Origin of the sequence: Paenibacillus sp. FSL H8-0537 (genome assembly GCF_038051995.1) — a bacterium.
Taxonomy (GTDB): Bacteria; Bacillota; Bacilli; order Paenibacillales; family Paenibacillaceae; genus Pristimantibacillus.
Window position 1 is genome coordinate 3,132,500 of record NZ_CP150290.1, and the last position, 26,857, is coordinate 3,159,356.

The window sequence follows — 26,857 nt, forward strand, 5'->3', positions numbered from 1 at the left end:
AAAAATGTCGATGGAGCTTTTTATTTTATTTATACTCGCGATTAACTGCTGGACGTTTACGCTCATGTATCTTGACAAGCAGAGCGCTCGCCGCCAGCAAAGGCGTATTCCGGAGAAACGGCTGTTTACTTTGAGCGCTCTTGGAGGAGCTATTGGCGCCTACGCCGGCATGCGGGCATGGCGCCACAAGACGAAGCACCGCTCCTTTATTGTTGGCATACCGCTGCTCGTGCTGCTGAATTTGCTGCTGTTTGCTGCGGCCTTGCATTATGTGTTCAACATTTCGATTTTCATGTAGTTCTGTGTGCAAAGCGGGCTTTTCTTGCCCTTAAAATTAGAAGTTGATTCCTGCTATTCTCCTATGGTATATTCATAGTCCGTTTTCCCACTATATTCTTAGGAAACGATGTACAGCGATATAGTTTACTTCTTCATACACATCTCCATATATGGTATTATGTAGTATAATTTAACGACGTTTATTCAATAGGTAAATTTGCTAAGTTGATAGGTGTCACACCTAAGACATTGCGCTTATGGCATAAGTCAGGGAAGTTTGTGCCTGCGCTTACGAAAGATAATGGGTACCGCTTCTTGCAAAAGCTTTATGACTACTTGGGGAATCCGTCTGTTGATCCGAGGCGCATGACAATTGTTACTGCCGCGTATCCAGTCACAAGGAGAAGAATGGTCTAGAACGCCAATCTGAGTATGTGAAAACATATATGATTGCAACAGGCAATTCTTTCGATGTGATCACGTATATAGGTAGCCTTCGGATGCGTGCTTTTGGATTGCTTAGCCAAACAATTCGATGTCACGATCGAAGTCATTGACAGAGAAACCGAAGAATAAGCGCTCGTTGAAGATTTGATTCAGATTTTGACTTTGTTTAGTTGTCGCTTGCAAGGCAAACGCGCAAACCAAGCTAAAATGATGGTTAAGGAGTTGCTTGCTGATGATACGGGCGACGAAAGTTAGAATTAAACCTACGCCAGACCAAGAACGACAACTCTGGAAGTCGGCGGGGATTGCGCGTTGGGCATACAATTGGACATTAGCACGACAAGAAGAAAAACACAAAACAGGCGGAACGTGTATTTTGGATGGAGATCTTCGCAAGGAACTCACAAAGCTAAAACAATCCGATGAGCTGAGATGGCTGTTTGACGTATCTAACAATGTCACAAAACAAGCCATTAAGGATGCTTGTGATGCATACAAGAAATTTTTCAAAGGTTTGGCAGACAAACCGCGCTTCAAGAGCAGAAAGAAGTCAAAGCCAGCGTTCTACCATGATACGGAGAAACTGAAAGTGAAAGGTGCTTTTGTACGTATTGAAAAAGTCGGATGGGTTAAGACTGCAGAGCGTTTGCCTATCTCATGCAAATACATGAATCCGCGTATCAGCTTTGACGGAAAGTACTGGTACATTTCTGTGGGAATGGAACAGGAAACACTAGAGGGCAATAAGACGGACGAAAAGATTGGAATTGACGTTGGTATTAAGGAATTGGCGGTGTTGTCCAATGGGAATCGAGTAATGAATATTAACAAGTCGACCACAATGAAAAAAGCCGAGAAGCGCCTGCGAAGGTTGCAACGCCGTGCTTCTCGTAAATACGAAATGAACAAGGAGGGAAACCGTTTTGTCAAAACACGCAACATTGTGAAACTTGAACTATCCATTCTTTTGCTTCATCGGAGAATGACGAACCTACGAACCAATCACATTCATCAGGCAACAAGTACGATAGCGAGAACCAAGCCGAGTGTCGTTGTCATGGAAAAGCTGAATGTCAAAGGCATGATGAAAAACGCCCACTTGTCCAAAGCGATTGCCCAGCAGAAACTCGCTGAGTTCAAACGCCAGATGCAATACAAATGCGAGAAATACGGTATACGCTTTGTTGAAGCAGATCGGTGGTTTCCGTCATCGAGACTTTGTTCAAGTTGCGGTTGGATCAATTCAGACCTGAAACTAACAGATCGTACCTTTGATTGTGATTGTGGATTGAAAATAGACCGCGATCTAAACGCGGCAATCAATCTTTCCAAATTAGCGTAAACGCACTAACAAGTAAACGCTAAGGTGTAGGAGTCGTTGCATCCGAATTTACGCCTGTGGAGTGTTAGACCAAATGCAAGTAGCCTCGGCAAAAGCAGACACGATGAAACAGGAAGCAAACAATAGATGGTGTAGAGTTTTACGATCTCTTGGCAACGGTAACTGGCTGATATGACGATTCAAAGTGCCTATCAAGAAGAGCAAGAGCGTTTAGCGCGCTCGCTTGAAGAAATACAATCACAGCTAAGCGCGATAGGCCCGCGCTACACAGGCGATGATTTTACGGAGCAAATGCTCGATTTGCAACAAGAGGAACGGAAGCAGAGGCTGGAAATTGCTTTTCGCGAGCCGTATTTTGGACGGATTGATTTTCAGGAGCTGCCAAATGATGCTAAGCAGGAGCTCTATATCGGCAAGGCAGGCGTAGCTAGAGAGGGTGGCAAGGAGCTGCTCGTTATTGACTGGCGTGCGCCAATTGCCAGCTTGTTTTATTCTTTTACAGGCGGTGACGCGGCGGTTACCTATGATTCTCCTGATGGAGAGATCGAAGGAATCGTCTATTTAAAGCGCAATCTGATGGTTCGCCAGCGCGAGCTTGTCCGAATGGTGGACAGCTTCACCCGTGGTCAGGAAGAAGAAGCGGTCACCGACGAGTTTTTGCTCTATCGACTAGGAGAAAATAAAGACAATAGGCTCAGAGATATCGTTTCGACGATCCAGCAGGAGCAGGATGCAATCATCCGTACGGGACGGAGCAAGGCGCTGTTTATTCAAGGCGTGGCGGGAAGCGGCAAGACGACGGTAGCGCTGCATCGGCTCGCTTTTTTGCTCTATCAATATGCGGATCGAATGCGGGCGGAGCGGATGGTTATATTTGCGCCTAACCGCATGTTCCTCGAATATATTTCCGGCGTGCTGCCGGAGCTGGGCGTAGGCGATATTCAGCAGACGACGTTTGCCGACTGGGCGCTGGATCTGCTGGAGCTTGAAGTGCGAATGGATGATAAAACCGATACATTGGAATATTGGTTTGAGCATTATCGCAGCGCGGAGGAAATTGCGGAGGCGCCGGGACGCTTGAAGGGCTCGCTTGATTTTAAGCAGGCCATTGACGAGCGGCTGGAGCAGCTAGAACTAAGCATCGTGCCTTTGCAGCCGTTTGAGCCTGTAGATAAGCTGGTGCTGACTCCGGAGCAAATGCTGGAATGGTATCGCACCGATTATGGCGAGGAGCCGCTGATGCGCAAGCGCGAGCGATTCGTCAGCCGTATTCGCAGATGGCTGGAATCCGAGCTGAAAATGCGCGGCATGCATGATAAAAAAGTAAGGGCCAAGGCATTAACCCGCTTAAATGCACTAGCGAAAAAAATACCGGCTTACACCGCGCCGAAGCTATATGCGTCTTTCTTCCAAGGCAAGCAGGCGATGAGCCTGGTGCCAAAAGCAATAGCGGCGGCAACGGCTGCCCGCCTGAAAGCGGGAACGATTGCGCCGGAGGATTTGGCGCCGCTCGCCTATATTCATTTGCGCCTGTTTGGGCTGCAAACAGCGCCTTATGACCATATCGTCATTGACGAGGCGCAGGATTATTCGCCGTTCCAGCTGGAAGCGCTGCGTCTCTGCCAGCAAACGCCGTCATTGACCGTGCTGGGCGACTTGCAGCAGGGCATCCATGCCTATGCAGGCATTCATAGCTGGCAGGAGCTGACTGCGCTGTATGATGAAGAACAGACCGGATTTTTTGAGCTGAACCGCAGCTATCGCTCAACGATGGAAATTATTGCATTCGCCAATCGAATTCTTGGTGCAATGGGGGCTGGCGTGAAGGCGGCCGTACCTGTATTCCGTAGCGGGGACGCCGTGGAGCTTGCGCCAGCTGAGCCAAGTGAGTGGATGGATATGCTGGAGCAAACGGTTCGGGAATGGCAGGCGGACGGCAGCTATCAGACGATTGCAGTTATTGGCCGGACGACGGAGGAATGCGCAGTTATCCATGCAGCTTTGAATGCTGCGGGGGTAGAAGCTTCGCTTGTGCAGCGGGGACAGCCTGAATACAGCGGCGGCTTGTCCGTCGTGCCCGCTTACTTGTCCAAAGGGCTTGAATTTGATGCGGTGCTCATTGCCGATGCTGGCGCGCTTGCTTATACCGATCAGGATGCGAAGCTGCTATATGTTGGTTGTACGAGAGCGCTTCATAAGCTAAAATTAGTTTATCAAGGCTCGTTTACCACGTTAGTAGCAGACGTTGCCGAAGGCGTGCAGGAATTATGACAGTATTAAGGCATTTTGCCGCAAATTCTTGACATCAGCAGGCCTTGTAACTAAAATTGCTACAAGATGTATATACCTGTATTTTTTGAGGAGGATTTGAGCGGTAGTGACGAAAACAAAGAAAAAAGGTTCAAGCAGTAATCAGCATCAAAGGCAGCAGCCTAAGAAAAATTCGAACAGTTCGCTTATTTTTCTGACGATCGGTATTTTGGCGGTCATTGTCGTCATCGTACTCGGCATTAACAATCAGTCGAAGCCGTTTGAATTTGACTATGAAGCTATGCCTGTACTAGGCAAAGTAGAAGCACCTGTCAAAATCGTTGAATTCGGCGATTACAAGTGTCCAATCTGTCGTGATTTCTCGCAACAAATCAAACCTCAGCTGGAGAAAGAATTTATTGAAACAGGCAAAGCATCCTTTTATTTTGCAAACTATTCGTTCATCGGTAAAGATTCCGTGACTGCTGCACTCGCGGCGGAAGCGGTCTATCAGCAAAATAATGACGCCTTCTGGACTTATAATCAAGCGATTTATGATAATCAACAGAATGAAAATATCGAATGGGCAACGCCGGAGCATTTGGTGCAGCTTGCAAAGGACGCCAAGCTTCCTATCGATTTTGATTTGCTGAAAAGCGACATCGAGAATAAAACCTATCAAAAGCAGGTCGACCGCGATAACTCGCTCGTTCGTCCGCTTAATATCGGAGGAACGCCTACCGTCTTTGTTAATGGCAAGGCGGTTTCAAGTCTCGATTACGCAACGATCAAATCAACAATCGAGGCAGCTCTAAAATAAGGGGCCTTGATTAAAAAGGAGCCCGGTCAAAAATGACAACGCCACCCTATGAATCGTGGTTGAAACGTTATGCATTATATTTTGCCTGGATCGTTACGCTAGTCGCAACGGGGGGCAGCTTGTATTTTAGTGAAATTAAAGGGTTTTTACCTTGTGATTTATGCTGGTATCAGCGCATCTTCATGTATCCGCAGGTCATTATTTTAGGTGTTGCGACGTATCGCGGAGACCGGAATATCATTAAATACTTACTGCCGATTAATATAATCGGGCTTGCGATTTCCATTTTCCATAACTTCGAGATTTGGTTTCCGAAGGTGGGCGAGCTTGTGCCTTGCCGTTCCGGCATCCCGTGCAATTTTGACTATTTGAATTGGTTTGGCTTTCTGACGATTCCGATGATGGCGATGATCGCTTTTGTGCTTATTATCGTGTTTCTGCTGCTGGCTCGCCAAAGCAATGAAGACGAAGAAGCAAACGAAAACTAACGGTTTTCCTAAGCAAAGCCCCGAGGCGGATGTCGCCATGCGGGGCTTTGCTTTTGTATATTGGGGATGCAGCATAAAGTGACAAGGCAGTGAACAAACGCCTAAGGGTTGCTTCCCCTAATGTCTATTCTCTTAGCAATCCGCTAGCGAATGAAAGCAAAATGGGTTATCTTAAAAGTAGCAGGTGTGAAAGCATAAAGAGAGTAGGGAACACCATGATCGAAGTGGAGCAGCAGCTATATAGAGAAGCAGAGCAGTTCATCTTTACCTGTTATGCCGAGCTTGGCAAAAGTGAAGCGGAGGTTGTGCATCGGCTGGCGGAAATCCGCTCTGATGTTGAGCGTACAGGTTTTTATGAGCATACATATGAAGAGCTTCAGCATGGGGCGAAAATGGCTTGGCGCAACAGCAATCGCTGCATTGGCCGTCTTTTTTGGCAGACGATGGAGGTGTTTGACGCCCGTCAGCTCCACGAGGAAGACGATATCGCAGATGCGATCTTTTCGCATATTCGCTATGCGACGAATGGCGGCAAAGTCCGCCCGGCGATTACGATTTTTGCAGCAAAGCAAGAGCAAAATCAAATCCGGCTGTGGAACCATCAGCTTGTTCGTTATGCGGGCTATGAGGACGGGAATGGCGGTGTCATAGGCGATCCGGCTTCGCTGCCATTTACGAGGGCTTGCGAAGCATTGGGCTGGCAAGGTGCAGGAACAAGGTTCGATGTGCTGCCGCTTGTTATTCAGAAGCTCGGAGAAGAACCGAAGCTGTACGAGCTTCCCGAAGGGCTGGCGCTGGAAATTCCACTGTCGCATCCGGACCTGGAGTCGTTTGCGGAGCTAGGCCTGCGTTGGTACGCGGTCCCATTCATCGCAGATATGATGCTGGAAATTGGCGGCATATCTTACACAGCGGCGCCGTTTAATGGCTGGTATATGGGGACGGAAATTGGGGCGCGCAATTTGGCAGATACGGATCGTTACAATCAGCTGCCTATCGTAGCGAGGTTAATGGGACTGGATATGACGACGAATACATCTCTGTGGAAAGATCGGGCGCTAGTAGAGCTGAACGCGGCGGTCATTCATTCGTTCAAAAAGCATGGCGCCAGCATCGTCGACCATCATACGGCTGCCGAGCAGTTTACTCGCTTCGAGAAGCAGGAGAAGGAACAGGGACGTGCGGTTACCGGCCGCTGGTCATGGCTTATACCGCCGATGTCTCCGGCAACAACAGCGGTATGGCATCGGAGCTATGATGATACGGAATTAAAGCCGGCTTATTTATATCAGGAAAAGGCGTATACAAGCGGAGGGTCATAAACGTGGATTTTATAATGGAATATTTATCCTTCTTCGTCATTGTTACCGAGGGCGAAGACAGCAGCTCCTCCAAGCGATACAAGCATTATCAGACGCTGGAGGAAGAGGACTATGAAGATAGTGAGATTAAGCGATTTTTGGACGGGGAATTTGCCCGCATCGTCAAGCGCAAAGTAGAGCGCAACCCGAATTCGGAAAATGCACCGACTAAAATCGGACGGTTCATGGTCGAGCCTGGCTATGAACTGGGCAGTAATCAAAACTATAATTTGTTCCAGCGGCTGCGTGATGCGGACAACAAGGAGCGTTACATAGGCATTGCTGACGAGCTGGTGCATATTTATATGGATACGAGCGCAGTGCGCGGCGGTGCTTTTATTATTGCGAGAGCGAAGCTGAATACTTATTTTGACGAGCCCTTTTTATTCCTCTTAAAATGTGATTTTGAGCCGAAAATCGCTCGTATTTCCGATGAGCGCAATTTGATTTCGCAGGTGGAAATGGCGATTAGTGCCCGCAGTATCAAGTCGATTCAATACCCGCATATGCCCGAGGAGGGGATACTTGAGCATTGGGAGCTGAAAATTCATCAGGCGTCGCATGCCCGCTATTTTGAAGATTTTCTAAAATACGTATCGTATGAGAAGCCGCTACCGGAAGTGATGAGCGATCAGCTGCTGGACATGGTGCAGCAGTATATGGATGACAAGTGGGAGGGCGTGACGGAGAGCACCGAGCGCCACGAGGAAGAAAATGCAATTGAAGTATGGGCCCATAGCGAGAAACGCGATATTCATGAATACTGGTCACAGGAGCAGGTGACATTGGCATCGGCAGCACTGGTGGAACAGAAGCCGGATTTGCCGTTTACATTCAAGCTGGACAGTGTAACGGTTAAGGGCTTGCTGGCGGAGTTTGGTACAGCGCTGCATTTTGCCAAGCATAATGGCCGTTATGTTGTCGTCATTGAGGGGGATTCGTTCCAGTTTGATAAAGGGATGTCGCCAATCGAGCTGCTGCAGCCGCCGGATTTAATGGAGCTGCTGCCTGAGATCGGTACGCACAAGCAAGAGAGCAGCGCCATTGAGGATTTGCAGCGTTATGCGGATGACCTAGAGAATGACCCGAATTACGAAGGCGAATAACAGCTACGGCTGTATTGGCAAGCTATATGGAATAAGCCAACAAGAATATAAAAGGAGGCACTATGGTGGAAAAGCTGCTGTTTATTGAAATTGGCATGGGCTGCGACCTGCATGGTCAAGACGTTACGAAAGCGGCGGTACGGGCTGTGCAAAATGCGATCCATCACAATTCCATGCCGGGCCTGCTTGAAATTTTGCCAGGCGGAACGCTGGATGCGATGAAGGTCAGGGTGCGGCTTGCTGTTCCATGCGACAAGGATCTGCTGGATATCGAGCAGGTGAAAGCGGTACTTCCTTATGGTACGGTTACTGTTGAAGTTGTAGACGGTGGTATGCTGACGACAAGCGGCATTGTGCTGCCGGATAAGGCGGATCGCAATGATTTGATTTATATTGTCAATGCTTCGGTTGAGGTCGGCTATTAATAAAAATGATTGATGTTCAGATCCAATTTCTGAATTGTGGGCTGTCATTTTGATTGGAGGTCGCGTGCATTTGGAGTTTAAGACTTTTACAGACCCTGTACTTTTTTTTGAAAAAGTAAGAGGGTTCTTAGAAGTACGTGAAGCCGAAAACAATCTTATTTTAGGTATTATCAATAATGAAATTAGCAATAAAGGAAATGAAAAAGATTCAAAGGCTTTAATGGCTTTTGTTGAGGGAAATTGTAAACCCATGCTTGTAATGATAACAAGATCTAAAAATCAATTGGTAATTTCGGGAGAAAATACGATTGACAATAATGCTATCGGTGTGGCTATTGCTGGGTTTATTTCATTAAATATCTTTCTTTCTGGAGTAGTAGGAAAGCCTGAATTATCTTCTGAGTTTGCGAAAGAATGGGGTTTGCAAAACAATTGTAGCCAGTTAATTATAAAAAATCAGTATATCTATATACTTGATCAAGTGAATGAGATTAACTTGAGTCCCGGTATTTTGAGAAATGCAACCGAGAAAGATGTATTGTTAATTTCGGAATGGATAAAGGCTTTTTTTTTAGAAACAGGCGTGACAATTAATGGTGAAACAGCATTAATAAAAGCCCAGAGAGCAGTGGAAGACCAATCTCTGTTTTTGTGGGAAAATTCCACACCAGTATCTATGGCAAAGATTGTCAGAAATTCAAAGAACGGTTCTGTGATTAGTTACGTATATACCCCTTTTAAATGGCGTCGAAAAGGTTATGCTATTGCTTGCGTGGCCTCTCTTAGTCAATTTGTACTCGATCAGGGTAAATTTTTTTGTAGTCTATATGCTGATAGAGATAATACGACTTCGAATCAAATATATCAAAAAATAGGTTATAAATTTTTGGAGGAATCATGTTCTTATCAATTCAAATAATGTGACTACCTAAAGGGGATGAATCTTTCGTTCCAGTATATTATAGATTCACAGTCGCTCAGTATTTCAGCCATCGTGCACTAGTCTAATATTAGTCCAATGCTTCTTATAAAATGCCTGCAGGCAGCTGTAGCTTTACAGCCTGTCTTGCGGGCATTTTTCTTTTCAGCCGTCCCCTTTGTAATGATTTTCGCTGTTCATGGAAACAATAGGGCATAGTCCAAAATGACAGAGGAGATTCGGCATGATTTGGAAGCTGACGGTATTCGTAATTTTGCTTATTTTTACCGCGTTTTTTGTGGCAACTGAATTTGCTGTCGTCCGTTTGCGGGCAAGCCGCGTGCATCAGATGGTAGCGGAAGGCGTGAAAAACGCGGGTGCAGTGGAAAAGGTCATTAACAATTTGGATGGCTATTTATCTGCCTGCCAGCTAGGAATTACGATTACAGCGCTCGGACTTGGTTGGCTCGGAGAGCCGACGATTCATGAGGTGCTGCATCCACTGCTTCACCGCTCAGGCATCGTAGGCGATTTTGCCGATGTGCTGTCCTTTATCGTTTCCTTTAGTATCGTGACCTACTTGCATGTCGTGCTGGGCGAGCTTGCGCCAAAGACGCTGGCCATTATTAAGTCGGAGCAAATTAGTCAGCTCACAGCGCCGCTCATCATTTGGTTTTACCGGCTGTTTTTTCCGTTCATCTGGCTTCTGAACGGGTCAGCAAATGGGCTGGTGCGATTAGTCGGTTTTAAGCCGGCTACCGAGCATGAGGCACATTCGGAGGAAGAAATCCGGCTGATAATGTCCGAAAGCTACGAAAGCGGCAAAATCAATAAAAGCGAGCTTAGCTATGTAAATCGGATTTTTGAATTCGATGAGCGGCTGGCGAGGGAAATTATGGTGCCGCGCACCGATATGGTGTGCCTGTACAGCGATAAGCCGCATGAGGAAAATGTCGCGACCATAAAGCGCGAGCAATATACGCGATTTCCAGTGGCCCAGGGGAGCAAGGATAATATTATTGGAGTTATAAATACGAAGCAGTTTTTTATGCATTATGTGGATCAGCAGACGACCGAGGTAAGCTCGCTCATGCAGCCGGTCATGTTTATGCCGGAGGTTATGCCTATAAAGAAGCTGCTGCGGACGATGCAAACGGAACGGGTGCATTTATCGATTTTGCTCGATGAATACGGCGGCACATCGGGGCTGATTACAATCGAAGATATTATTGAGGAAATCGTAGGCGAAATTCGCGATGAATTTGATGCGGACGAAGTGAAGGAAATTGATCAGCTTGGTGAGGGAAGGTTCATGGTAAACGGCAATGCGCTCATTAGCGAGGTGAACACAGCGACCGGCAGCCATTTAGAAAGCGAAGAGGTGGATTCGATTGGCGGCTGGCTGTTCAACCGCATGCCCGACCTCCCTGTCGGGGAGGCATGGACGTTTGCGGAGCTAACATTCATCATTCGCGAGAAAGAGACGCATCGCATTCGTAAAATCGAAATTATCGTCGGTTGAGACTTGTATGGGGAGTGAGCTGCCGCTACGAAAACCAGCCGACAACGACGTTATACAAGCTTTCCAGCCGCGTGAGCAGCTTGTTTGTTTTTCGCCCGTGCTGCATCAGGTTTATCGCCCAGTCCCAGTCCACGAGAAAATGAATGACGGTCACAACAATGATAATAAAGACGATGGCGAACGTAATAATAAAGGCGGCTTGCAGCCGAAAATAAAGCAGCAGCCGCTGCGCCAGCTTGAGCATCGCATTTTCGTCAGACTGGCCAGCAAGCTGGCCAACCTGTTTTCCTAACAGGAACAAGACGACGGCGACGCTGATTTCCAGCAGCCCGGCAATCGTCCCGAGGCCAAATTGCAGCAGGCTGGCGAAGGTTTGAAACAAGCCGAAGAGCATCGTTAGAACGGCCGTCATTTTTATCCACAACGCGAGCTTTTTCCAAGTGCTGCTTAGCTGGGCAGCGGTATTCGTTTGCATAATCGCTGAGCTCTCACTCAGCGCGGGTAGGTCGCCCTCTCTTGTATGGAGTGGGCTTTTTGACATGTCTTCTTGGTGATTCAATGGTGCAGGCTCCCTTCTTGACATACGCTGAAATGTTACACGACTAATACGGAAGGTCCTTAGGGCAAGTTGCAAAAACCAAGCTTTCGATGTCGAAAATCTGGGACTTGCTGAGCAAGACTTGGCGGAAGTCATGTGTTACAATAATAGAGTTTATTTCAGATTAGAAATTAGAGATTAGGATGCAGGAGGCAGGAGAATGGTGGATTTATTAAATGCGATTCTGATGGGAATCGTGGAAGGTTTGACGGAGTTTCTACCTGTATCATCGACAGGGCATCTCATTTTACTCGCAGATTTACTTAACTTTACAGGAGACCGTGCAAAAACCTTTGAGGTCGTCATTCAATTTGGAGCGGTATTGGCCGTGCTGGTGCTTTATCGCAAAAGGTTCTTGAAGCTATTGAACTTCAACTTCTCCAAATCATCCGGGATGAACGCACTGCATATTGCGCTTGCGATGCTTCCGGCAGGTCTAATCGGTGTCGTATTTCATGGATTTATTAAACAATATTTGTTTAGTACAACAACGGTATTGGTAGGTCTCGTCGCAGGCGGTATTTTGATGATCGTTGCTGACCGCATTAAGCGGAAAGTAACGGCTGAAGAGCTGGATGATCTGTCGTACAAGCAAGCACTTGCGATCGGCTGCTTTCAGGTGCTGGCGCTGTGGCCAGGCTTCTCACGTTCCGGCTCGACGATATCGGGGGGGATGTTTTTCGGGGCAAGCCAAAAGGCTGCTGCGGAATTTACGTTTATCGTATCGGTGCCGATGATGGCGGGAGCAAGCGGTATTGATCTGATTAAAAGCCGTGAATTTCTGACGATGGCGGATATGCCGCTGTTTCTAATTGGCTTTATTACAGCGTTTATCGTGGCGCTTATTGCTGTCGTTACCTTTATTAATTTAATCAAAAAGCTGCGCTTATCCTGGTTCGCCTACTACCGCTTTGCTCTTGCCATCGTGTTTGCTTTTATTATTTTGTAGTCGGTGTAAGGAAAGAGCTGCAGCTTTAAACCCAATGAGACTTTCTTCGGCCTTTGAAGGCTGAAGGGAGTCTCTTTTATTATTTCGCGGCGGCAGCGATCGTCTAGCTCTCAGCTGGCGCGCGTTTTAACGGGGAGCAGCGCCATGCCAGAACAGATCTACAAGCTCACGTGCCGTTTGCTTGAGTGAAGCTTCGTCGTTGACCACTTTTTTACGGTTGCGGATGCTCAGCATAGCGGTATAGGCATGGGCAAGCAGAAGCGGATTGCCTGGGACCAGCTCTTTTTTATCCATAGCCTCTTGAAAAATGTCAGCGAGCAGCTCATGCAGCCGCGATTCACCGGCACGGATCGTTAGCGTTTGCTCCTCGCTGAGGCCTGGAGCCGCTTCGCGCATCATCGTTTCAAAGTCAACATGGGCATTCGCCATATGCCTTTCAGCTACAATAAGCAGCCGATCCTTAAGCTCTCCAGGCCCGTTAATGATTTTACGCGTACTTTGATAAGCCATGTTTAAGACGAATAAAAGCGCCTCGGTAAAAAGCACCGCTTTATTGTTGAAATAGTAGTAGACGCTTGCCTTTGTAACGCCGCATGCTTTGGCGACGCCGTCGAGCGATACTTTCTCGAAGCCAAGCTCCATAAATTGATAAGATGCCGTAAATAAAATTTTCTCCATCGTTTGAGCGGTGCTGCTGCCTTTCGGACGGCCAGGTTTGCGCTTTTCTTGATCATCTACCATGCTGTGACCCTCCATGTTCATCTAATTGTAATAAAAGCAGTTGATTAATTAACCTTTGGGTATATATAATTAAATTAGCCTACGAAATCTATTTTAAACCAAATGGCTGAAGATGTGAAACGGAGGATGGGAGTTATGCTAGAGAAATTAGGCAGCGCAATTGCAGGCCGCCGTACGCGGTGGGTCACGGTAATCGTGTGGATAGTACTTGCAGGAGCTTTAACGATGTGGCTTCCGGCTGTTGGAGGACAAGAGAAAAATAATGCGCCCAACCTGGAAGCAGACAGCCCTTCTGTGCTTGCAGATCAATTAATGAAGGAAAAATTCCCAAATGGGGCAGGTGTGCCTGCCTTGCTTGTATGGCATAGGGATGCCGGTCTCACCGATGAGGATTATGCGCTCATTCAGAAAACGTCGCAGCTGCTTAGCGAGCAGCCGCTGCCAGAGCAAGGAGAGCTGCTGCCGCTGCATCAAATGCCGGCACCTGCGCTTTCAAAACTGGCATCGGAAGACGGCGGCACGCTTGTTCAGCCCATTACATTCGCAGAAAATACGGACACGGAAATTTTACGCAGCAATTTGGAGAAAATTCAAGAGCTGGTTAAAGAAGCGGCAGGCGGCACGAGCCCGTTTGATGCGGCTACAACTGGTGTCGATGCGCTGAGTGCAAGGATCAGCGGTCCAGTGGGCATTCAGGTCGACGCATCAGCATTATTCAAAGGAGCGGACGTGTCGCTGCTTATTGCTACGGTGCTGATTGTACTCATCCTATTGCTGCTTATTTATCGTTCACCGATTTTGGCGGTCGTTCCGATTGTAGGCGTAGGGTTCGCATATTTGGTTACGAGCCCTATTCTAGGCTGGCTGGCCTCTGAGGGCTGGATTACAGTAGATGCCCAAGCCATTTCGATTATGACGGTACTGTTGTTTGGTGCAGGCACAGACTACTGCTTGTTCTTTATTTCGCATTTCCGCCAAGAGCTGGAGCGGGAAGAGAATAAGATGACAGCGCTCAAAATTGCTTTCCGAGATGCATCGGGAGCGATTGCAATGAGCGGCTTCACGGTCGTTCTGTCATTGCTGGCACTGCTTGCGGCCAAATATGGTGCTTACCAGCGTTTTGCAATACCATTCAGCTTGTCGATTTTCATTATGGGCATTGCCAGCCTGACACTCGTGCCTGCGCTATTGTCGATTATGGGAAGAGCTTCATTCTTCCCGTTCATTCCTCGCACCGAAGGTATGCAGCGGTTGCGTGCAGAGAAGCGCAGCAAGCCGTTTCGCCCGCGCCGCCAAGGCAGCAAGCTAGGCACAGCAGTAGGAAGCTTAGTCGTTGCGAAGCCTTGGACCGTTGTTATCGCGAGCGTTATTTTTCTCGGTGCGCTGGCAGGTTTTGCTCCACAGGTTAAGTTTACGTATGATTTATTGTCTTCCTTCCCGAAAGATATGCCGTCGCGTGAAGGTTTTGATACGATTTCCACTGCATTTACCCCGGGGCAGCTGGCTCCTGTCGGCGTGGCAGTTCAAACAGAGGGCAAGCCAGCCCAGCTTGTTGCCAGCCTTTCGGATATGGATCTCGTTGATTCGGTATCGGAGCCGGTTCAAAGTAAAGAGGACCCGAATTTGCAGTCCGTTCAAGTTACGCTAAACATTAATCCTTATTCACAGGAGGCCATGGATTTGGTTCCGCTGCTTCGCGGAGCGGCTGAGGAAGCATTGGATAAAGCAGGCGTTTCAAATGCCGCGTCTAAAGTGTGGGTAGGCGGGCAGACTGCAACGCAGCATGACTCACAGCTGTTGACCGATAGAGACAATAAGGTTATTATCCCTCTTGTTATTGGGATGATTTTAGTGCTGCTCATCGTCTATTTGCGCTCCATTGTTGCAGCTCTATATTTAATCGCCACCGTATTATTGTCATTCGGCTCTGCTTTAGGCCTTGGCTGGCTTATATTGCATTATGGGATGGGTGCAGAAGCGATTCAAGGAGCGATCCCGCTGTATGCATTCGTGTTCCTTATTGCCCTTGGCGAGGACTACAATATTTTCATGATTTCGAGCATTTGGAAGAAAAAGGCGAAAATGCCGCTCAAGCAAGCGATACGTGAAGGTGTAGCAGAGACTGGCGGCGTAATTACATCCGCAGGTCTGATTCTGGCAGCTACGTTTGCGGTACTTGCGACGCTGCCGATTCAGGTATTGGTCCAGTTCGGCGTTATTACGGCGATTGGCGTGCTGATGGATACGTTCATCGTAAGACCGTTCCTCGTACCAGCCATTACAACGCTGCTTGGCAAAAGAGCCTTCTGGCCTGCTAGGGCTGAGCTTGTGGAGGCGGAAAAAAGCAAGCCTGGCAAGCAAAAACAAATCGTTTAAGTCGCTGCGTCATTTGCAGCAGCAAGGCGCCTTACTGTCTGATCGAAATGATCAGTCAGTAAGGCGCTTTTTTTCAAAATATAGGAAAGCATAGCATTGGGCGAAACCTTCTCTATATTTCTACGCGAAACGGAAGCTTTGCCGCCAAAGGACGGCGACAGCCGTTTACGCTCGGTCGTTTTTGCATAAGCGTAAGCATAAGCATAAGCATAAGTAGCTGTTAAAATTCGCAGGGCCAAGCTTCCGTTCTGGGCGCACAGGAATAAAATAAAGGGAACGAAAGCGCAAAGGGGGTTCGCCAAATGCAAAAGAGGTTCCTCAGTCTAACTTTTATGGTGGTTTTGTTTATTGGAATAAGCCTCTGGAGTTCTGCTTTGCTAGCTGTATCCGCTGCTGATGTCTGTACACCTGCTGATACCGAGCAGCAGACGAATGCGACCACTACACCAGCATCCGGCTCCAATTGTAACGAGCATGCTGGCCATGGTGCTTCTAATCCGGCTGCTACCGCTCCGGGAGATCAGCTCAATGATGAGCAGGCGGGGTGGCTGCTTACGGGTGTAATTGCTTTATTTCTAGTCATCGTCGTCATATGGCGCCGGCAAGTGTTCAAGTCAAAGCGCTAGCTGCCAAAAGGAGTGGCGCAGCTCACCTGACAGGGATGCATCGTTATGCCGCAGACGCAAGCAATAGCCAGTGTGCGATTCAGCCATCTGCGGCTTATGTTTTAATTTCTGCTAAATTGTGAGTTATAACATGAATTGAGAAAGATTATAAGTGCATTTGGTGCAGATTATAATGTCATTTTGAATTAGTTAGATATTATAGCATTCGTCAGGACAAGCCTTTGGTAAACAAACAGCTGTAACAGTTGTGAGTTGTAGTTTAGTTTGTCCTTGATTAGGAACATAGATTTGTTACAACTTAGTCAGTCCCGATGTGGCTTAAAGCCTTGGTACATCGGGATGTTTTTATAACCAGCATAATATTATTTTTTCGCGCTTGATTTATAGGGAGGAAGCAAATCTACTAAATGTGAAAAGGCTTATGGCAGGATGGAATTTGGTTGAATACCAGAAGAAGAGAAACGCTGGTCGGTGCCATCTGGGGGGAGAGCAAGATGAAACCCTAGAAGATTGATATATTAGGGAAGTTTATGAGGAGACAGGTTACCGCTGTATTTTTCAAGTCTTGGTCAGCCGCTGTTCCTCTTAATGGATCATTCTAAGATATGATTTTCAAAGGACAAAACACAACAAACAAGGAGCAACATCCACGGCGATTTGCTCCTTGTTCTACCTTCATATAGTAACATTTCTGACCTAGTCACATGACTCATTGTCAGAGGATAAAAACATTTTCTAAATAAAGTTCGTCAATCACGATCTTTTTTAGTTATATGCTCAAGCTCTTGTCATTTGGCGTTGGCTGCATCGACGACAGCATGCAACCGATTGCCGAATGCTTCACATCGCCTCGTTGAGACACTAATTTGCCAGACCATCCCGACTCCGATTTCCTCTCGTTCGTTCGCCAAAAATATCCTAAAGGACCTTCCATTACCACTTTTAGATATTACGACATTTTTCAAAACCGACTTTACAAAAACAAAAAGATTCGTAAGTATTGATACTGCGCGGAATTGGCCGATTTTTTCATTATTCTTTCATTATTCTTTTATTAGCCTTCGTTATAATCAAATGTAGTTGCTATCCAGTTACAGAAAAATATCTCTATCCCGCTCTTCCGACCATTTTCTACTCTTCGTTATTTCACTTCAAGCGTTATATTAAAGGAGAAAAATCATGAAAAAATCAGTCTTATGTCTATTAATTGCTTTATTTACGTTTGGGACTTCATTCTCACAGATTCTACCTGTTTATGCAGATGCGAACGATTTTACTTTTACAATCGGTTCCAATGGCGCAACGGTCACGGACTACAGGGGGACGGAACTGAATGTGGTTATTCCCGCTGAGTATGCGGGTACGACGGTAACCGAAATTGGGAGATCAGCATTTGATACATACGGTACAGGCAAACCTAAAATTACAAGCGTCGTGATTCCGAACAACGTGAAGGTAATCCAAACGTATGGATTCCGTTATACTGGCCTCACTTCCATAGACCTTCCAGACAGTTTGTTAACGATCGGCTCCAGCGCATTCGAGAACAATCCGCTTACAACAGTCGTTTTTCCAGATAGTGTGACGACGATCGGCAACTATTCTTTTTATATGAATAATTTGACATCGATTAAATTATCGGAAAATTTGAAGACGATTAATGGCGGGGCTTTCGACACCAATCACATTGCGAAACTTGTCATCCCGGCCAGCGTAACGAATGTCGCCAGTAGTTCATTCTATAATAACAACTTAACAAGCATAACTGTGTTAGGCAATGCAACAACTTTTGGGACAGGTGTATTTGAGGGTAATCCGGGCAATCTGAAAATATTCGGAATTGCGAATTCTCCCGTGGCCGTTTATGCTTCGAGCAACGGACATACGTTTGTGGACGGAACGGCGTTATTTCAAGCGGTCTCTAGCGCCAAGTCGTTGTTGAAAAGTAATCTGGTGGGCACCAGCGTAGGACAAGTTCCGGCCAATGCCTATAACGACTTATCGGCAGACTATGACGCAGCCATGCTTTTTATCGACGGAATCGGGAATGCCACCATCGCCTTTGACCTGGCTAACGCAGCAAATCCTCTGACCTCTTCAATCGCGGCATTCAATGCGCAAATTGTCCAGGCCGGCAATCCCGCGGCGTTGGCAGCGGCAATCACGGCGGCGCAGCAGGCATTGACGGATCATCCGCAAGGTACGGATGTAGGGCAGACTTCGGCAGGAACTCGCACCGTGCTGGAAACTGCGATGGATGCGGCGCAGCAGATTCTCGATAACGGGGGTAATTACACGCAGGATCAACTGGATACGGCAGTTAACCAGTTAAATTCAGCGGTTCAAGTCTTTAATGCTGCTGTTATACAAGCGGGCATTTCAACGGCGTTGGACGCGGCGATCACAGCGGCGCAGCAGGCGTTGACAGATCATCCGCAAGGAACGGATGTAGGGCAGACTTCGGCAGGAACGCGCATCGTGCTTGAAACTGCGATGGATGCGGCGCAGCAGATTCTTGATAACGCGGGTAATTACACGCAAGATCAACTGGATACTGCGGTTAACCAGTTAAATTCAGCGGTTCAAGCCTTTAATGCTGCTGTTATACAAGCGGGCATTTCAACGGCGTTGGACGCGGCGATCACGGCGGCGCAGCAGGCGTTGACGAATCATCCAGAAGGTACGGATGTAGGACAGACTTCGGCAGGAACGCGCACCGCGCTCGAAACTGCGATGGATGCGGCGCAGCAGATTCTCGATAACGCGGGCAATTACACGCAGGATCAACTGGATACGGCAGTTAACCAATTAAATTCAGCGGTTCAAGTCTTTAATGCTGCTGTTATACAAGCGGGCATTCCAACGGCGCTGGGGGCGGCGATCATGGCGGCGCAGCAGGCGTTGACGAATCATCCAGAAGGTACGGATGTAGGACAGACTTCGGCAGGAACTCGCACCGTGCTGGAAACTGCGATGGATGCGGCGCAGCAGATTCTTGATAACGCGGGCAATTACACGCAGGATCAACTGGATACGGCAGTTAACCAGTTAAAATCAGCGGTTCAAGCCTTTAATGCTGCTGTTATAAAAGCGGGCATTTCAACGGCGCTGGGGGCGGCGATCACGGCGGCGCAGCAGGCGTTGACAGATCATCCGCAAGGAACGGAAGTAGGGCAGACTTCGGCAGGAACGCGCACCGCGCTCGAAACTGCGGTGGATGCGGCACAGCAGGTTCTTGATAACGCGGGCAATTACACGCAGGCTCAACTGGATACTGCGGTTAACCAGTTAAAATCAGCGGTTCAAGCCTTTAATGCTGCTGTTATACAAGCGGGCATTCCAACGGCGTTGGGGGCGGCGATCACGGCGGCGCAGCAGGCGTTGACGGATCATCCGCAAGGAGCGGATGTAGGGCAGGTGTCAGCGGGAACGCGCACCGTGCTTGAAACTGCGATGGATGCGGCACAGCAGGTTCTTGATAACGCGGGCAATTACACGCAGGCTCAACTGGATACTGCGGTTAACCAGTTAAAATCAGCGGTTCAAGCCTTTAATGCTGCTGTTATACAAGCGGGCATTCCAACGGCGTTGGGGGCGGCGATCACGGCGGCGCAGCAGGCGTTGACAGATCATCCGCAAGGAACGGATGTAGGGCAGACTTCGGCAGGAACGCGCACCGTTCTGGAAACTGCGGTGGATGCGGCACAGCAGATTCTTGATAACGCGGGTAATTACACGCAGGCTCAACTGGATACGGCAGTTAACCAGTTAAATTCGGCGGTTCAAGTCTTTAATGCTGCTGTTATACAAGCGGGCATTCCAACGGCGCTGGGGTCGGCGATCACAGCGGCGCAGCAGGCGTTGACGGATCATCCAGAAGGAACGGATGTAGGGCAGACTTCGGCAGGAGACCGCGCTGCCTTGCAGACCGTGATAGATGCAGCGCAGGCTATTGCCGACGATGCGGAAAATCAATCTCAGACTCGTTTGGATGAAGCTACTGTCAGTTTGAACGACGCTATGGCGGTATTTGAAGCCGCTTGGGTGGGGATGGTGCTAACCGCATCGGCCAATGATTTGTACGGAACGAGCGACACGCTTCGCTTTACGGTATTTTATGGATATGAAGTAACCGTGATCGGAACACCGGTCGTTCCGATCATGGTTGGAGACAATTCCGCCACTCAGACGGTATATGCCCCATATATGGGAGCGCGAGGCGAGGCAGTGACAAAACTTACTTTCGAATTCGAAGTTCCTGCTGGGCTCGCGGATGTTGACGGAATTAAAGTTGCTGCATCATTGGAACTCCCGGACGGTGCAAGTATCGTTCGCACCTCCAGCGGACGCCCGGCTTCGCTAACTTACGTAGCCCCGGACGCGAACGGAATACGTATCGTGGCGATACCGCCCGAAGTTACCCTGACGGTTGCACCTAACGGATCGGAACGTAAAGCGATCAGTGTGATTGCAAGCGTGTACGGCGGAGCTGCGGGAAATGCGCTGACGCAGCTCCGTTGGCTGCCTGGAAGTCTTAGTGGGGTTGATTTTGCCGGCGGAACGAAAGGAACCGATATTTTGGCCACACCTCAATTCACCACTACTGCCAACGGCGACTATACCGTTTATGCCCTAGACGAAGCAGGCAATGAAGCAGTGAAAACCATCACTGTTACTGGGATCTCAACCTCGTCTTCGTCGGATAACGGCAATCGACCGGTCACATCGGGGACGACTGTGAAGTTAGATTCGAATGGCGGGATTACAATTCTCGTCGATCCATCCGACATCAAACAAGTCAAGCGTTCGGACGGCACGGTGATCGAGCAAGTCATCCTCCCCGAACGGACGAGGGAGCAAGTGTTGGAACTCCTGAAAAATGCGATGGAACCGATTGTCAGAATTACAATCGGCAATCGGGAGCAAGCGGTACAGGCACAGCTTCAAGCATACTGGATCGTGGATATGGTCAAAGCTAATTCCAATACAATTGTCGAGGTGAGGTTGAACGATTCTAGCTACCAATTGCGGTTAAGCGCGATCGATCTGACCGGCTTGGCGGCGCGTCTCGACGCGGAAATATCGAATTTGACCGTGAACATCATACAGGCGCTGGCCGGCGAGCAAATTCGACAAGAGATCGATCGGATCGGCGTTTCTCAAGGTTTTTCTGTTTTCGCCGACGTCATTGACTACAAGGTGATGGTCGAAGCAAACGGGCAAATGCTGGAGGTGTACGACTTTGGTGGATCTTACTCGACCCGGACCATTAAGTTGGACCGAGAGAACACAAACCGTAACCTGGTTGCTGTTCAGTATATCCCGGAAAACGGAACCGTCGTTTTTGTTCCGGCAAAGATGGAAACCGGTCCAGACGGCACTAACGAAGCGATTCTGAACGTGCCACATAACAGCTTGTACACAGTCGTAAATGTGCAAGCCCGAACGTTCGCCGATTTAACCGGACACTGGGCAAAAGCGGATGTGGAGCATCTGGCGTCCAAGCTGCTGGTGAACGGCGTGGCGGCCGACCGTTTTGACTCAGAGGGAACCATTACACGAGCGGAATTCTCAGCCTTGCTCGTTCGTGCGCTAGGGCTATCCGTGAAGGAGAGCGAGGGCGGTGATCGTTTTGCGGATGTCCCTGCATCCGCATGGTATGCATCTGCAGTAAATGCGGCAGTGGCTAACGGGCTGGTTAGTGGCATCGGTGCCGGCCGTTTTGCGCCTAACGATCCAATTACCCGCGAGCAAATGGCCGTTGTGATTGCTGGGGCCTTAACCTTCACCAGCCATGGAACCGGTAGCGATGGGCAAGAGGGAGGCCATCTGGATGCTTTCACGGATCGAGACTCCATTTCTTCATGGGCGCAAGCTGCGGTAGTCCGAGCATCGGAAGACGGCATTATGAAAGGAATGGTGGACGGACGCTTTGCCCCGAGGGAGAATGTAACGAGGGCGCAGGCAGCGGTTATACTGAAAAGGTTCCTGCAATATGTACATTTTATCGATTAAATCAAGCAAAGTAATCAATCCCAAATGAATCGAGATACTCATTCATGGAATCGTCTGTAAAACGATAGTGAAGGAGCTTGCCTCGTGGCAGCTCCTTTTTGTCGTACAAGTAACTGGCAGATAGGTGTGAAATGTCGGTTGACAAGAAAATGGTTTAAATGAAATCCACGAAATCTTCGGGCTGTTTTAGTCTCATTTGATCTTATAGCCCACATAAATGATGGACAAGCTTATTAATAAGACGAAATGCAACCGTTTGGACGCTTATGCCGTATAAATAGTGCTCTGTGCCATACAGGCGGAAAGGAAGAGATTAAACATGACCATTCGTTCAGGAAAAAGCATACTTTTAATCATTGGAATGTTATTATTAGGAGGATGCTCGTTATTCGAGGATGCCAAGCAGGCGGTCAATTCCGTATCGAGCTCGGCCGACTATGTGACGGGGGCGGCTTCATACATGCAGACGCTGACAAGCTTCAGCGAGCAGGCGACGCAGCTTGCGGAGCAAGCCGTAAACGATGCAAGTGCACGCGCCGATTATAAGGAACAGCTAGTAGCTGTGCAGGAATCTATCAAGCAGTTTGGCGAGCTGCAAGCGCCGGATTTTGCCAAGGATGTCCATCAGACCGTGGTCGATTATAATTTGAAGCTGCAGGAAGGCATTGATGCGGTGCTGAAGCAGATCGAAGACGGCAAAGCATTGGTTGACGCAACGGAAATTCCAAATACGATTAACAAAATCAACGAGCTGTTAAATCAAGTCAATCAACTTCAGCAGCTGGTGTCGTAACGGTAAAGAGAGGAAGAATGAAAGATGAAAGTAAATATTTTGCATGCTAGCATGACGAACTCCAAGGAATCTGGTTTCGTAGGCAAGGTTCATTTTGAAGTAGAGGGTCAGACGAACCAATACGAAATTGCCCTTCACAGCCGCAAGGCGACTGAGTGGGGCTACGGTTTATTTTTTCTAAATGAATCAGGCAAGGAAGAGGATCTTTTAGCTGTTGAGGATGAGCTGGAAGAGGATGACGAGCTTTTTGATTCTCTCGTGAAAGCGGCTTGGGAAACACTGGAGAAGAAATAAACCTTTACGCGTAAATGGCTGAAGCCGTCCTCTGACGGCAAAGCTGCCGTTTCGAGGGTGAAATATAAGCCCATTTATAAGTGCAAAACTTATAAATTCTTATATTTTGAAAAATAGAGCTGGCGCCAGCATGGACATGCAGTCCGAGCTTGCGCTGGCTCTATTTGCGTCTAGGCTGATGGCATAAACGCACTTGTCGATCATACAATCTAATGTTATCATTAAGATTACAATTTAATAGGAAGGGAATAAGTGTCAGCAGGTGCGCAAGGCGCCCAAGTTGACTTAATAGGGAAGTCGGTGAGAGACCGGCGCGGACCCGCCACTGTATGAAGCGACTGACGCTTCAAAGCCAGGAGACCTGCTTATTTCAACGACACTGTAAACCTACGTGGATATTAGGAAGGTGTTAGAGATTGGATGGCCCTTCGCTGTCTGCGTTTAACAAGGACATTGGTCTTTTCAAGCATTTCTAACACATATCGTTAGAGGTGCTTTTTTTGTTGGATAGAAATTGTAAATTGCTACATAGAAGGAGTTGGGCATCAATGAGTGAAGCAGGCGTCGGCAAGCTGTTAATAATCGGATTCGGCCCAGGGAGCTTCGAGCATATTACGAAACGCGCCCGTGAAGCGATTCAGGAGAGCGATATAGTCATCGGCTATAACACGTATGTGGACTTGATTCGGGAGCTAATCAGCGATCAGGCGATTGTGCGGACAGGGATGACGGAGGAGGTCAGCCGGGCGCAGGAAGCGGTGCGCCAGGCGGAGAACGGCAAGAAGGTTGCCGTTATATCAAGCGGCGATGCGGGCGTGTACGGTATGGCAGGACTCGTGTATGAGGTGCTGATTGAGAAGGGCTGGAAGCGTAATGGCGGGGTAGAGGTTGAAGTCATTCCCGGCATTTCCGCCATTAACTCGACAGCGTCCCTGCTCGGCGCACCGATTATGCACGATGCTTGCACGATCAGCCTAAGCGATCATTTGACCCCTTGGGAGCTGATAGCGCGCAGAGTAGAAGCGGCAGGACAAGCGGATTTCGTCATTGCGCTTTATAACCCGCGCAGCGGCAGAAGAACACGGCAAATCGTGGAGACGCAGCGTATTTTGCTCAAATACCGCTCGCCAGATACGCCGGTTGGCATTGTGAAAAGCGCGTACCGCGACCGTGAGGATATTGTCGTGACGACGCTTGCCCGTATGCTTGACCATGATATCGGCATGCTGACAACGGTCGTTATCGGCAACTCCACAACCGTTAATTATGATGGGCTGATGATTACGCCGCGTGGCTATCAGCGCAAATATACGCTGGGCGAAGGCGCGCAGCCTTTGAAGCCTCACCAGCGTCTGCAAGAGAAGAATGAGCCGTGGGCGCTTCATACGGCAGGAATGCCGGAGCTCTCAGGTGATGGAGACTATCCTGAGGATGAATATGATAGGGCGGACTCTTTGGTGGAGCGGGAGGAGCCGCAAATGGCGATGCAAGACCAGCCGAGAAATGAAAATGGGCAAGGCGGCGGCGTAGCCGTTGCCATAGCGCCTCCAGCCGCACCCGTGAAGCCAGCTCCAGCTCCGGTTGATAAAGCTGCTTCATCGAGGGTGGAGTCAGCCGCGATGCCAGCTGTCTCGCCACTTCATTTGGCGATGGAAGCAGTACTGCTTAATGATCGCAGCAAGGGTATAGAGCCTAGTGGGGCATATGAGGAAGCCGCGAGCCCATTGCCTGTATTTACGCAGCAATCCGTTTTGGAGTTCGCCGTAAGCCCGGGTGTAGCGACGAAGAACTTTACTCCCCAACAGCTGGTGGCACTGGCGCAGGCGGTTGGCGAGAAGGGCTCGATTGAATATACGCCGCACCATCATCTGCTTGTGCGGATCCCGACGTCTGATCCAGACAGCGTTACGGCAAAGCTGCGTGCGGATGGCCTCAGTCTGGCACCGATTGGTGATGTTTTGCAACTGAAGGCTTGCGATTTTTGCAATCTGGAGAAGGCGGAATCGGTGCCTTATGCCGATGAACTGCAAGAGAAGATCGGCGGCATGGCCATGCCGAAGGAGCTGCGTGTCGGGTTCAATGGCTGCGGCATGGCTTGTTATGGCGCAGTTAACGAGGATATCGGCATCGTGTATCGCCGTGGCAAATTTGATTTGTTCCTCGGCGGCAAAACCGTCGGCCGCAATGCGCATGCGGCGCAGCCGGTTGCCGAAGGCATTGCAGCCGAGGAAATCGTGCCACTGATTGAACGCATTATTGCGCTGTATAAATCGGAAGGCCATCCGAATGAGCGCTTTCATAAATTTTTCAAACGGATGGGTCAAATAGAAGGCTATCGCTATCAGGAGCTGCCTGTTTTTCATATCGAAGACGCATTGTGCGGAGACTAGCGACAGCAAGGGAGATGAAGGAAGATGGATGCGGTTTTATTTGTAGGGCACGGAAGCCGGGATGAGAGAGGCAATGAAGAGGTGCGCGAGTTTGTCGCCTCTGTAGCGTCAACACTGAAAGCAGATTTGGTAGAGCTGTGCTTTCTGGAGTTTGTCACGCCGACGATGAAGCAGGGCTTTGATATTTGCGTATCAAAAGGGGCGACTCGGATCGCCGTTATTCCGATTACGTTATTTTCGGCAGGGCATGCAAAGCTTCATATGCCTGCAGCAATTGATGAGGCAAAGCTGCGATACCCAGCAATAAATATTATTTATGGACGGCCGATTGGCGTTCACGATCAAGTGCTGGAAATTCTAACCTCCCGCCTTGGCGAAGCAGCTGCGGCAGAGGAAAGCGAGCTTGCTGATACGGCTATTTTGATCGTCGGTCGGGGCAGCAGCGATGCCGATGCGAACAGCGAGCTATTTAAAATTTCCCGTTTGTTCTGGGAGCGCCTTAAAGTCAAATGGGTCGAAACCGCCTTTATTGGCGTAACGGCGCCTCTGATGGATGAAGGTGTAGAGCGCTGCCTCAAGCTGGGCGCGCGTAAAGTTATTATACTGCCGTACTTCCTGTTTACCGGTGTTTTAATTAAACGGATGGAAGCAGCGATGGAGCAATATACGGCTGCTTATCCGGATACGGAATTTGTGCTTGCGGAATATTTTGGCTTCCACCCGCTGCTTAAAGAGATTTTGAAAGATCGCGCCGCAGAAGCGCTGCAGGACGAAGTGAAGATGAACTGCGATATGTGCCAGTTCCGCCTGCAGGCGATGAAAGATCATGACCATCATCACCACCATGATCATGATCACGACCACCATGACCACCACCATCATGATCACGATCACGGGCATGATCATCATGACCATAATCACGAACACCATGCGCATGATCACGAGCATCATCATGAGGGCCATACACATGAGCATAACCATGAGCACCATGAACACGACCATGATCACCACGACCACGAGCACCTTGAAATTGGCGAGCCTGCTGCTAATGCCAAGGAAGATGCCCCGCAGAAAAATGATCCGTCCAAGGCAGCAACGCTTGTCGGGGAGGGTTAA

The 26,857-nt window shown here is 48.7% G+C and carries 21 protein-coding genes, 1 pseudogene and 1 riboswitch; of the genes and pseudogenes, 19 read left to right on the forward strand and 3 right to left on the reverse strand.

Features of this window, described 5'->3' with window-relative positions:
* Positions 1-4 precede the first annotated feature (4 nt).
* The 11 genes and pseudogenes from MHB80_RS13295 (at position 5) to MHB80_RS13345 (ending at position 10,959) form a co-directional block, all read left to right on the forward strand.
* The gene (locus tag MHB80_RS13295) at positions 5-298 is read left to right on the forward strand and encodes a DUF1294 domain-containing protein (protein ID WP_341282567.1); all 294 of its coding nucleotides are present in this window, start codon (positions 5-7) and stop codon (positions 296-298) included.
* A 188-nt stretch (positions 299-486) separates the two neighbouring features.
* Positions 487-981: pseudogene (locus tag MHB80_RS13300) on the forward strand (MerR family DNA-binding transcriptional regulator).
* Positions 959-2,068 carry a transposase gene (locus MHB80_RS13305; RefSeq protein WP_341282568.1) on the forward strand — a complete coding sequence of 370 codons (1,110 nt, stop codon included), beginning with the start codon at positions 959-961 and terminating at the stop codon, positions 2,066-2,068. Before MHB80_RS13300 ends, MHB80_RS13305 begins: the two are co-directional and overlap by 23 nt.
* A gap of 171 nt (positions 2,069-2,239) precedes the next feature.
* Positions 2,240-4,339 carry a UvrD-helicase domain-containing protein gene (locus tag MHB80_RS13310; RefSeq protein ID WP_341282569.1) on the forward strand — a complete coding sequence of 700 codons (2,100 nt, stop codon included), beginning with the start codon at positions 2,240-2,242 and terminating at the stop codon, positions 4,337-4,339.
* 106 nt (positions 4,340-4,445) lie between these two features.
* A complete protein-coding gene (locus tag MHB80_RS13315; RefSeq protein WP_341282570.1) occupies positions 4,446-5,138 on the forward strand; it encodes a thioredoxin domain-containing protein in 693 nt (230 codons plus the stop codon).
* A 32-nt stretch (positions 5,139-5,170) separates the two neighbouring features.
* The gene (locus MHB80_RS13320) at positions 5,171-5,626 is read left to right on the forward strand and encodes a disulfide oxidoreductase (protein WP_341282571.1); all 456 of its coding nucleotides are present in this window, start codon (positions 5,171-5,173) and stop codon (positions 5,624-5,626) included.
* Positions 5,627-5,841: 215 nt separating this feature from the next.
* On the forward strand, positions 5,842-6,948 hold the full coding sequence (locus tag MHB80_RS13325; RefSeq protein ID WP_341282572.1) for a nitric oxide synthase oxygenase: 1,107 nt from the start codon (positions 5,842-5,844) through the stop codon (positions 6,946-6,948).
* Between the two features lie 2 nt (positions 6,949-6,950).
* Complete coding sequence (locus MHB80_RS13330; RefSeq protein WP_341282573.1) at positions 6,951-8,093, forward strand: DUF3900 domain-containing protein; 1,143 nt, start codon at positions 6,951-6,953, stop codon at positions 8,091-8,093.
* Positions 8,094-8,158: 65 nt separating this feature from the next.
* Complete coding sequence (locus tag MHB80_RS13335; protein ID WP_341282957.1) at positions 8,159-8,518, forward strand: Lin0512 family protein; 360 nt, start codon at positions 8,159-8,161, stop codon at positions 8,516-8,518.
* 70 nt (positions 8,519-8,588) lie between these two features.
* On the forward strand, positions 8,589-9,437 hold the full coding sequence (locus MHB80_RS13340; RefSeq protein WP_341282574.1) for a GNAT family N-acetyltransferase: 849 nt from the start codon (positions 8,589-8,591) through the stop codon (positions 9,435-9,437).
* A gap of 244 nt (positions 9,438-9,681) precedes the next feature.
* Complete coding sequence (locus tag MHB80_RS13345; protein ID WP_341282575.1) at positions 9,682-10,959, forward strand: hemolysin family protein; 1,278 nt, start codon at positions 9,682-9,684, stop codon at positions 10,957-10,959.
* Between the two features lie 25 nt (positions 10,960-10,984).
* On the opposite strand, the gene MHB80_RS13350 is transcribed toward MHB80_RS13345, so the two are convergent.
* Positions 10,985-11,518 (reverse strand): DUF5362 family protein, encoded by a 534-nt coding sequence (locus MHB80_RS13350; RefSeq protein ID WP_341282576.1) that lies wholly within the window; start codon positions 11,516-11,518, stop codon positions 10,985-10,987.
* Between the two features lie 199 nt (positions 11,519-11,717).
* On the opposite strand from MHB80_RS13350, the gene MHB80_RS13355 reads away from it, so the two are divergent.
* Positions 11,718-12,506: an undecaprenyl-diphosphate phosphatase gene (locus MHB80_RS13355; RefSeq protein WP_341282577.1), complete on the forward strand. Its 789-nt coding sequence runs from the start codon at positions 11,718-11,720 to the stop codon at positions 12,504-12,506.
* 126 nt (positions 12,507-12,632) lie between these two features.
* On the opposite strand, the gene MHB80_RS13360 is transcribed toward MHB80_RS13355, so the two are convergent.
* On the reverse strand, positions 12,633-13,247 hold the full coding sequence (locus MHB80_RS13360) for a TetR/AcrR family transcriptional regulator (RefSeq protein WP_341282578.1): 615 nt from the start codon (positions 13,245-13,247) through the stop codon (positions 12,633-12,635).
* A gap of 126 nt (positions 13,248-13,373) precedes the next feature.
* Here MHB80_RS13360 and MHB80_RS13365 point away from each other — a divergent pair, with 126 nt between their 5' ends.
* Complete coding sequence (locus MHB80_RS13365; RefSeq protein ID WP_341282579.1) at positions 13,374-15,623, forward strand: MMPL family transporter; 2,250 nt, start codon at positions 13,374-13,376, stop codon at positions 15,621-15,623.
* On the opposite strand, the gene MHB80_RS13370 is transcribed toward MHB80_RS13365, so the two are convergent.
* Entirely contained in the window at positions 15,620-15,925 is a 306-nt protein-coding gene (locus MHB80_RS13370; RefSeq protein ID WP_341282580.1) for a hypothetical protein, read from the reverse strand. The two genes, MHB80_RS13365 and MHB80_RS13370, sit on opposite strands and share 4 nt — an antisense overlap.
* Between MHB80_RS13370 and MHB80_RS13375 the strand changes: the two genes are divergently transcribed.
* From MHB80_RS13375 to MHB80_RS13400, 6 genes are all read left to right on the forward strand, one after another.
* A complete protein-coding gene (locus MHB80_RS13375; protein ID WP_341282581.1) occupies positions 15,926-16,249 on the forward strand; it encodes a hypothetical protein in 324 nt (107 codons plus the stop codon). It abuts the gene before it with no gap.
* 1,179 nt (positions 16,250-17,428) lie between these two features.
* On the forward strand, positions 17,429-22,264 hold the full coding sequence (locus MHB80_RS13380) for a leucine-rich repeat protein (RefSeq protein WP_341282582.1): 4,836 nt from the start codon (positions 17,429-17,431) through the stop codon (positions 22,262-22,264).
* Between the two features lie 319 nt (positions 22,265-22,583).
* On the forward strand, positions 22,584-23,057 hold the full coding sequence (locus MHB80_RS13385) for a DUF6376 family protein (protein ID WP_341282583.1): 474 nt from the start codon (positions 22,584-22,586) through the stop codon (positions 23,055-23,057).
* Positions 23,058-23,081: 24 nt separating this feature from the next.
* Positions 23,082-23,351, forward strand: a complete 270-nt coding sequence (locus tag MHB80_RS13390; RefSeq protein ID WP_341282584.1) for a hypothetical protein — start codon at positions 23,082-23,084, stop codon at positions 23,349-23,351.
* A gap of 233 nt (positions 23,352-23,584) precedes the next feature.
* A riboswitch (cobalamin riboswitch) is annotated at positions 23,585-23,735 on the forward strand.
* A 164-nt stretch (positions 23,736-23,899) separates the two neighbouring features.
* Positions 23,900-25,741 carry a precorrin-3B C(17)-methyltransferase gene (gene cobJ, locus MHB80_RS13395; protein WP_341282585.1) on the forward strand — a complete coding sequence of 614 codons (1,842 nt, stop codon included), beginning with the start codon at positions 23,900-23,902 and terminating at the stop codon, positions 25,739-25,741.
* A 24-nt stretch (positions 25,742-25,765) separates the two neighbouring features.
* Entirely contained in the window at positions 25,766-26,857 is a 1,092-nt protein-coding gene (locus MHB80_RS13400; protein ID WP_341282586.1) for a sirohydrochlorin chelatase, read from the forward strand.

What these genes read in the sequence shown, in the direction of transcription:
- MHB80_RS13310 (WP_341282569.1), top strand. Translation starts at nt 2,240, where the DNA reads ATGACGATTCAAAGTGCCTATCAAGAAGAGCAAGAGCGTTTAGCGCGC.
- MHB80_RS13375 (WP_341282581.1), top strand. Translation starts at nt 15,926, where the DNA reads ATGCAAAAGAGGTTCCTCAGTCTAACTTTTATGGTGGTTTTGTTTATT.
- MHB80_RS13345 (WP_341282575.1), top strand. Translation starts at nt 9,682, where the DNA reads ATGATTTGGAAGCTGACGGTATTCGTAATTTTGCTTATTTTTACCGCG.
- MHB80_RS13365 (WP_341282579.1), top strand. Translation starts at nt 13,374, where the DNA reads ATGGGAGTTATGCTAGAGAAATTAGGCAGCGCAATTGCAGGCCGCCGT.
- MHB80_RS13390 (WP_341282584.1), top strand. Translation starts at nt 23,082, where the DNA reads ATGAAAGTAAATATTTTGCATGCTAGCATGACGAACTCCAAGGAATCT.
- MHB80_RS13400 (WP_341282586.1), top strand. Translation starts at nt 25,766, where the DNA reads ATGGATGCGGTTTTATTTGTAGGGCACGGAAGCCGGGATGAGAGAGGC.
- cobJ (WP_341282585.1), top strand. Translation starts at nt 23,900, where the DNA reads ATGAGTGAAGCAGGCGTCGGCAAGCTGTTAATAATCGGATTCGGCCCA.
- MHB80_RS13360 (WP_341282578.1), bottom strand. Translation starts at nt 13,247, where the DNA reads ATGGTAGATGATCAAGAAAAGCGCAAACCTGGCCGTCCGAAAGGCAGC.
- MHB80_RS13355 (WP_341282577.1), top strand. Translation starts at nt 11,718, where the DNA reads ATGGTGGATTTATTAAATGCGATTCTGATGGGAATCGTGGAAGGTTTG.
- MHB80_RS13320 (WP_341282571.1), top strand. Translation starts at nt 5,171, where the DNA reads ATGACAACGCCACCCTATGAATCGTGGTTGAAACGTTATGCATTATAT.
- MHB80_RS13325 (WP_341282572.1), top strand. Translation starts at nt 5,842, where the DNA reads ATGATCGAAGTGGAGCAGCAGCTATATAGAGAAGCAGAGCAGTTCATC.
- MHB80_RS13380 (WP_341282582.1), top strand. Translation starts at nt 17,429, where the DNA reads ATGAAAAAATCAGTCTTATGTCTATTAATTGCTTTATTTACGTTTGGG.
- MHB80_RS13305 (WP_341282568.1), top strand. Translation starts at nt 959, where the DNA reads ATGATACGGGCGACGAAAGTTAGAATTAAACCTACGCCAGACCAAGAA.
- MHB80_RS13385 (WP_341282583.1), top strand. Translation starts at nt 22,584, where the DNA reads ATGACCATTCGTTCAGGAAAAAGCATACTTTTAATCATTGGAATGTTA.
- MHB80_RS13295 (WP_341282567.1), top strand. Translation starts at nt 5, where the DNA reads ATGTCGATGGAGCTTTTTATTTTATTTATACTCGCGATTAACTGCTGG.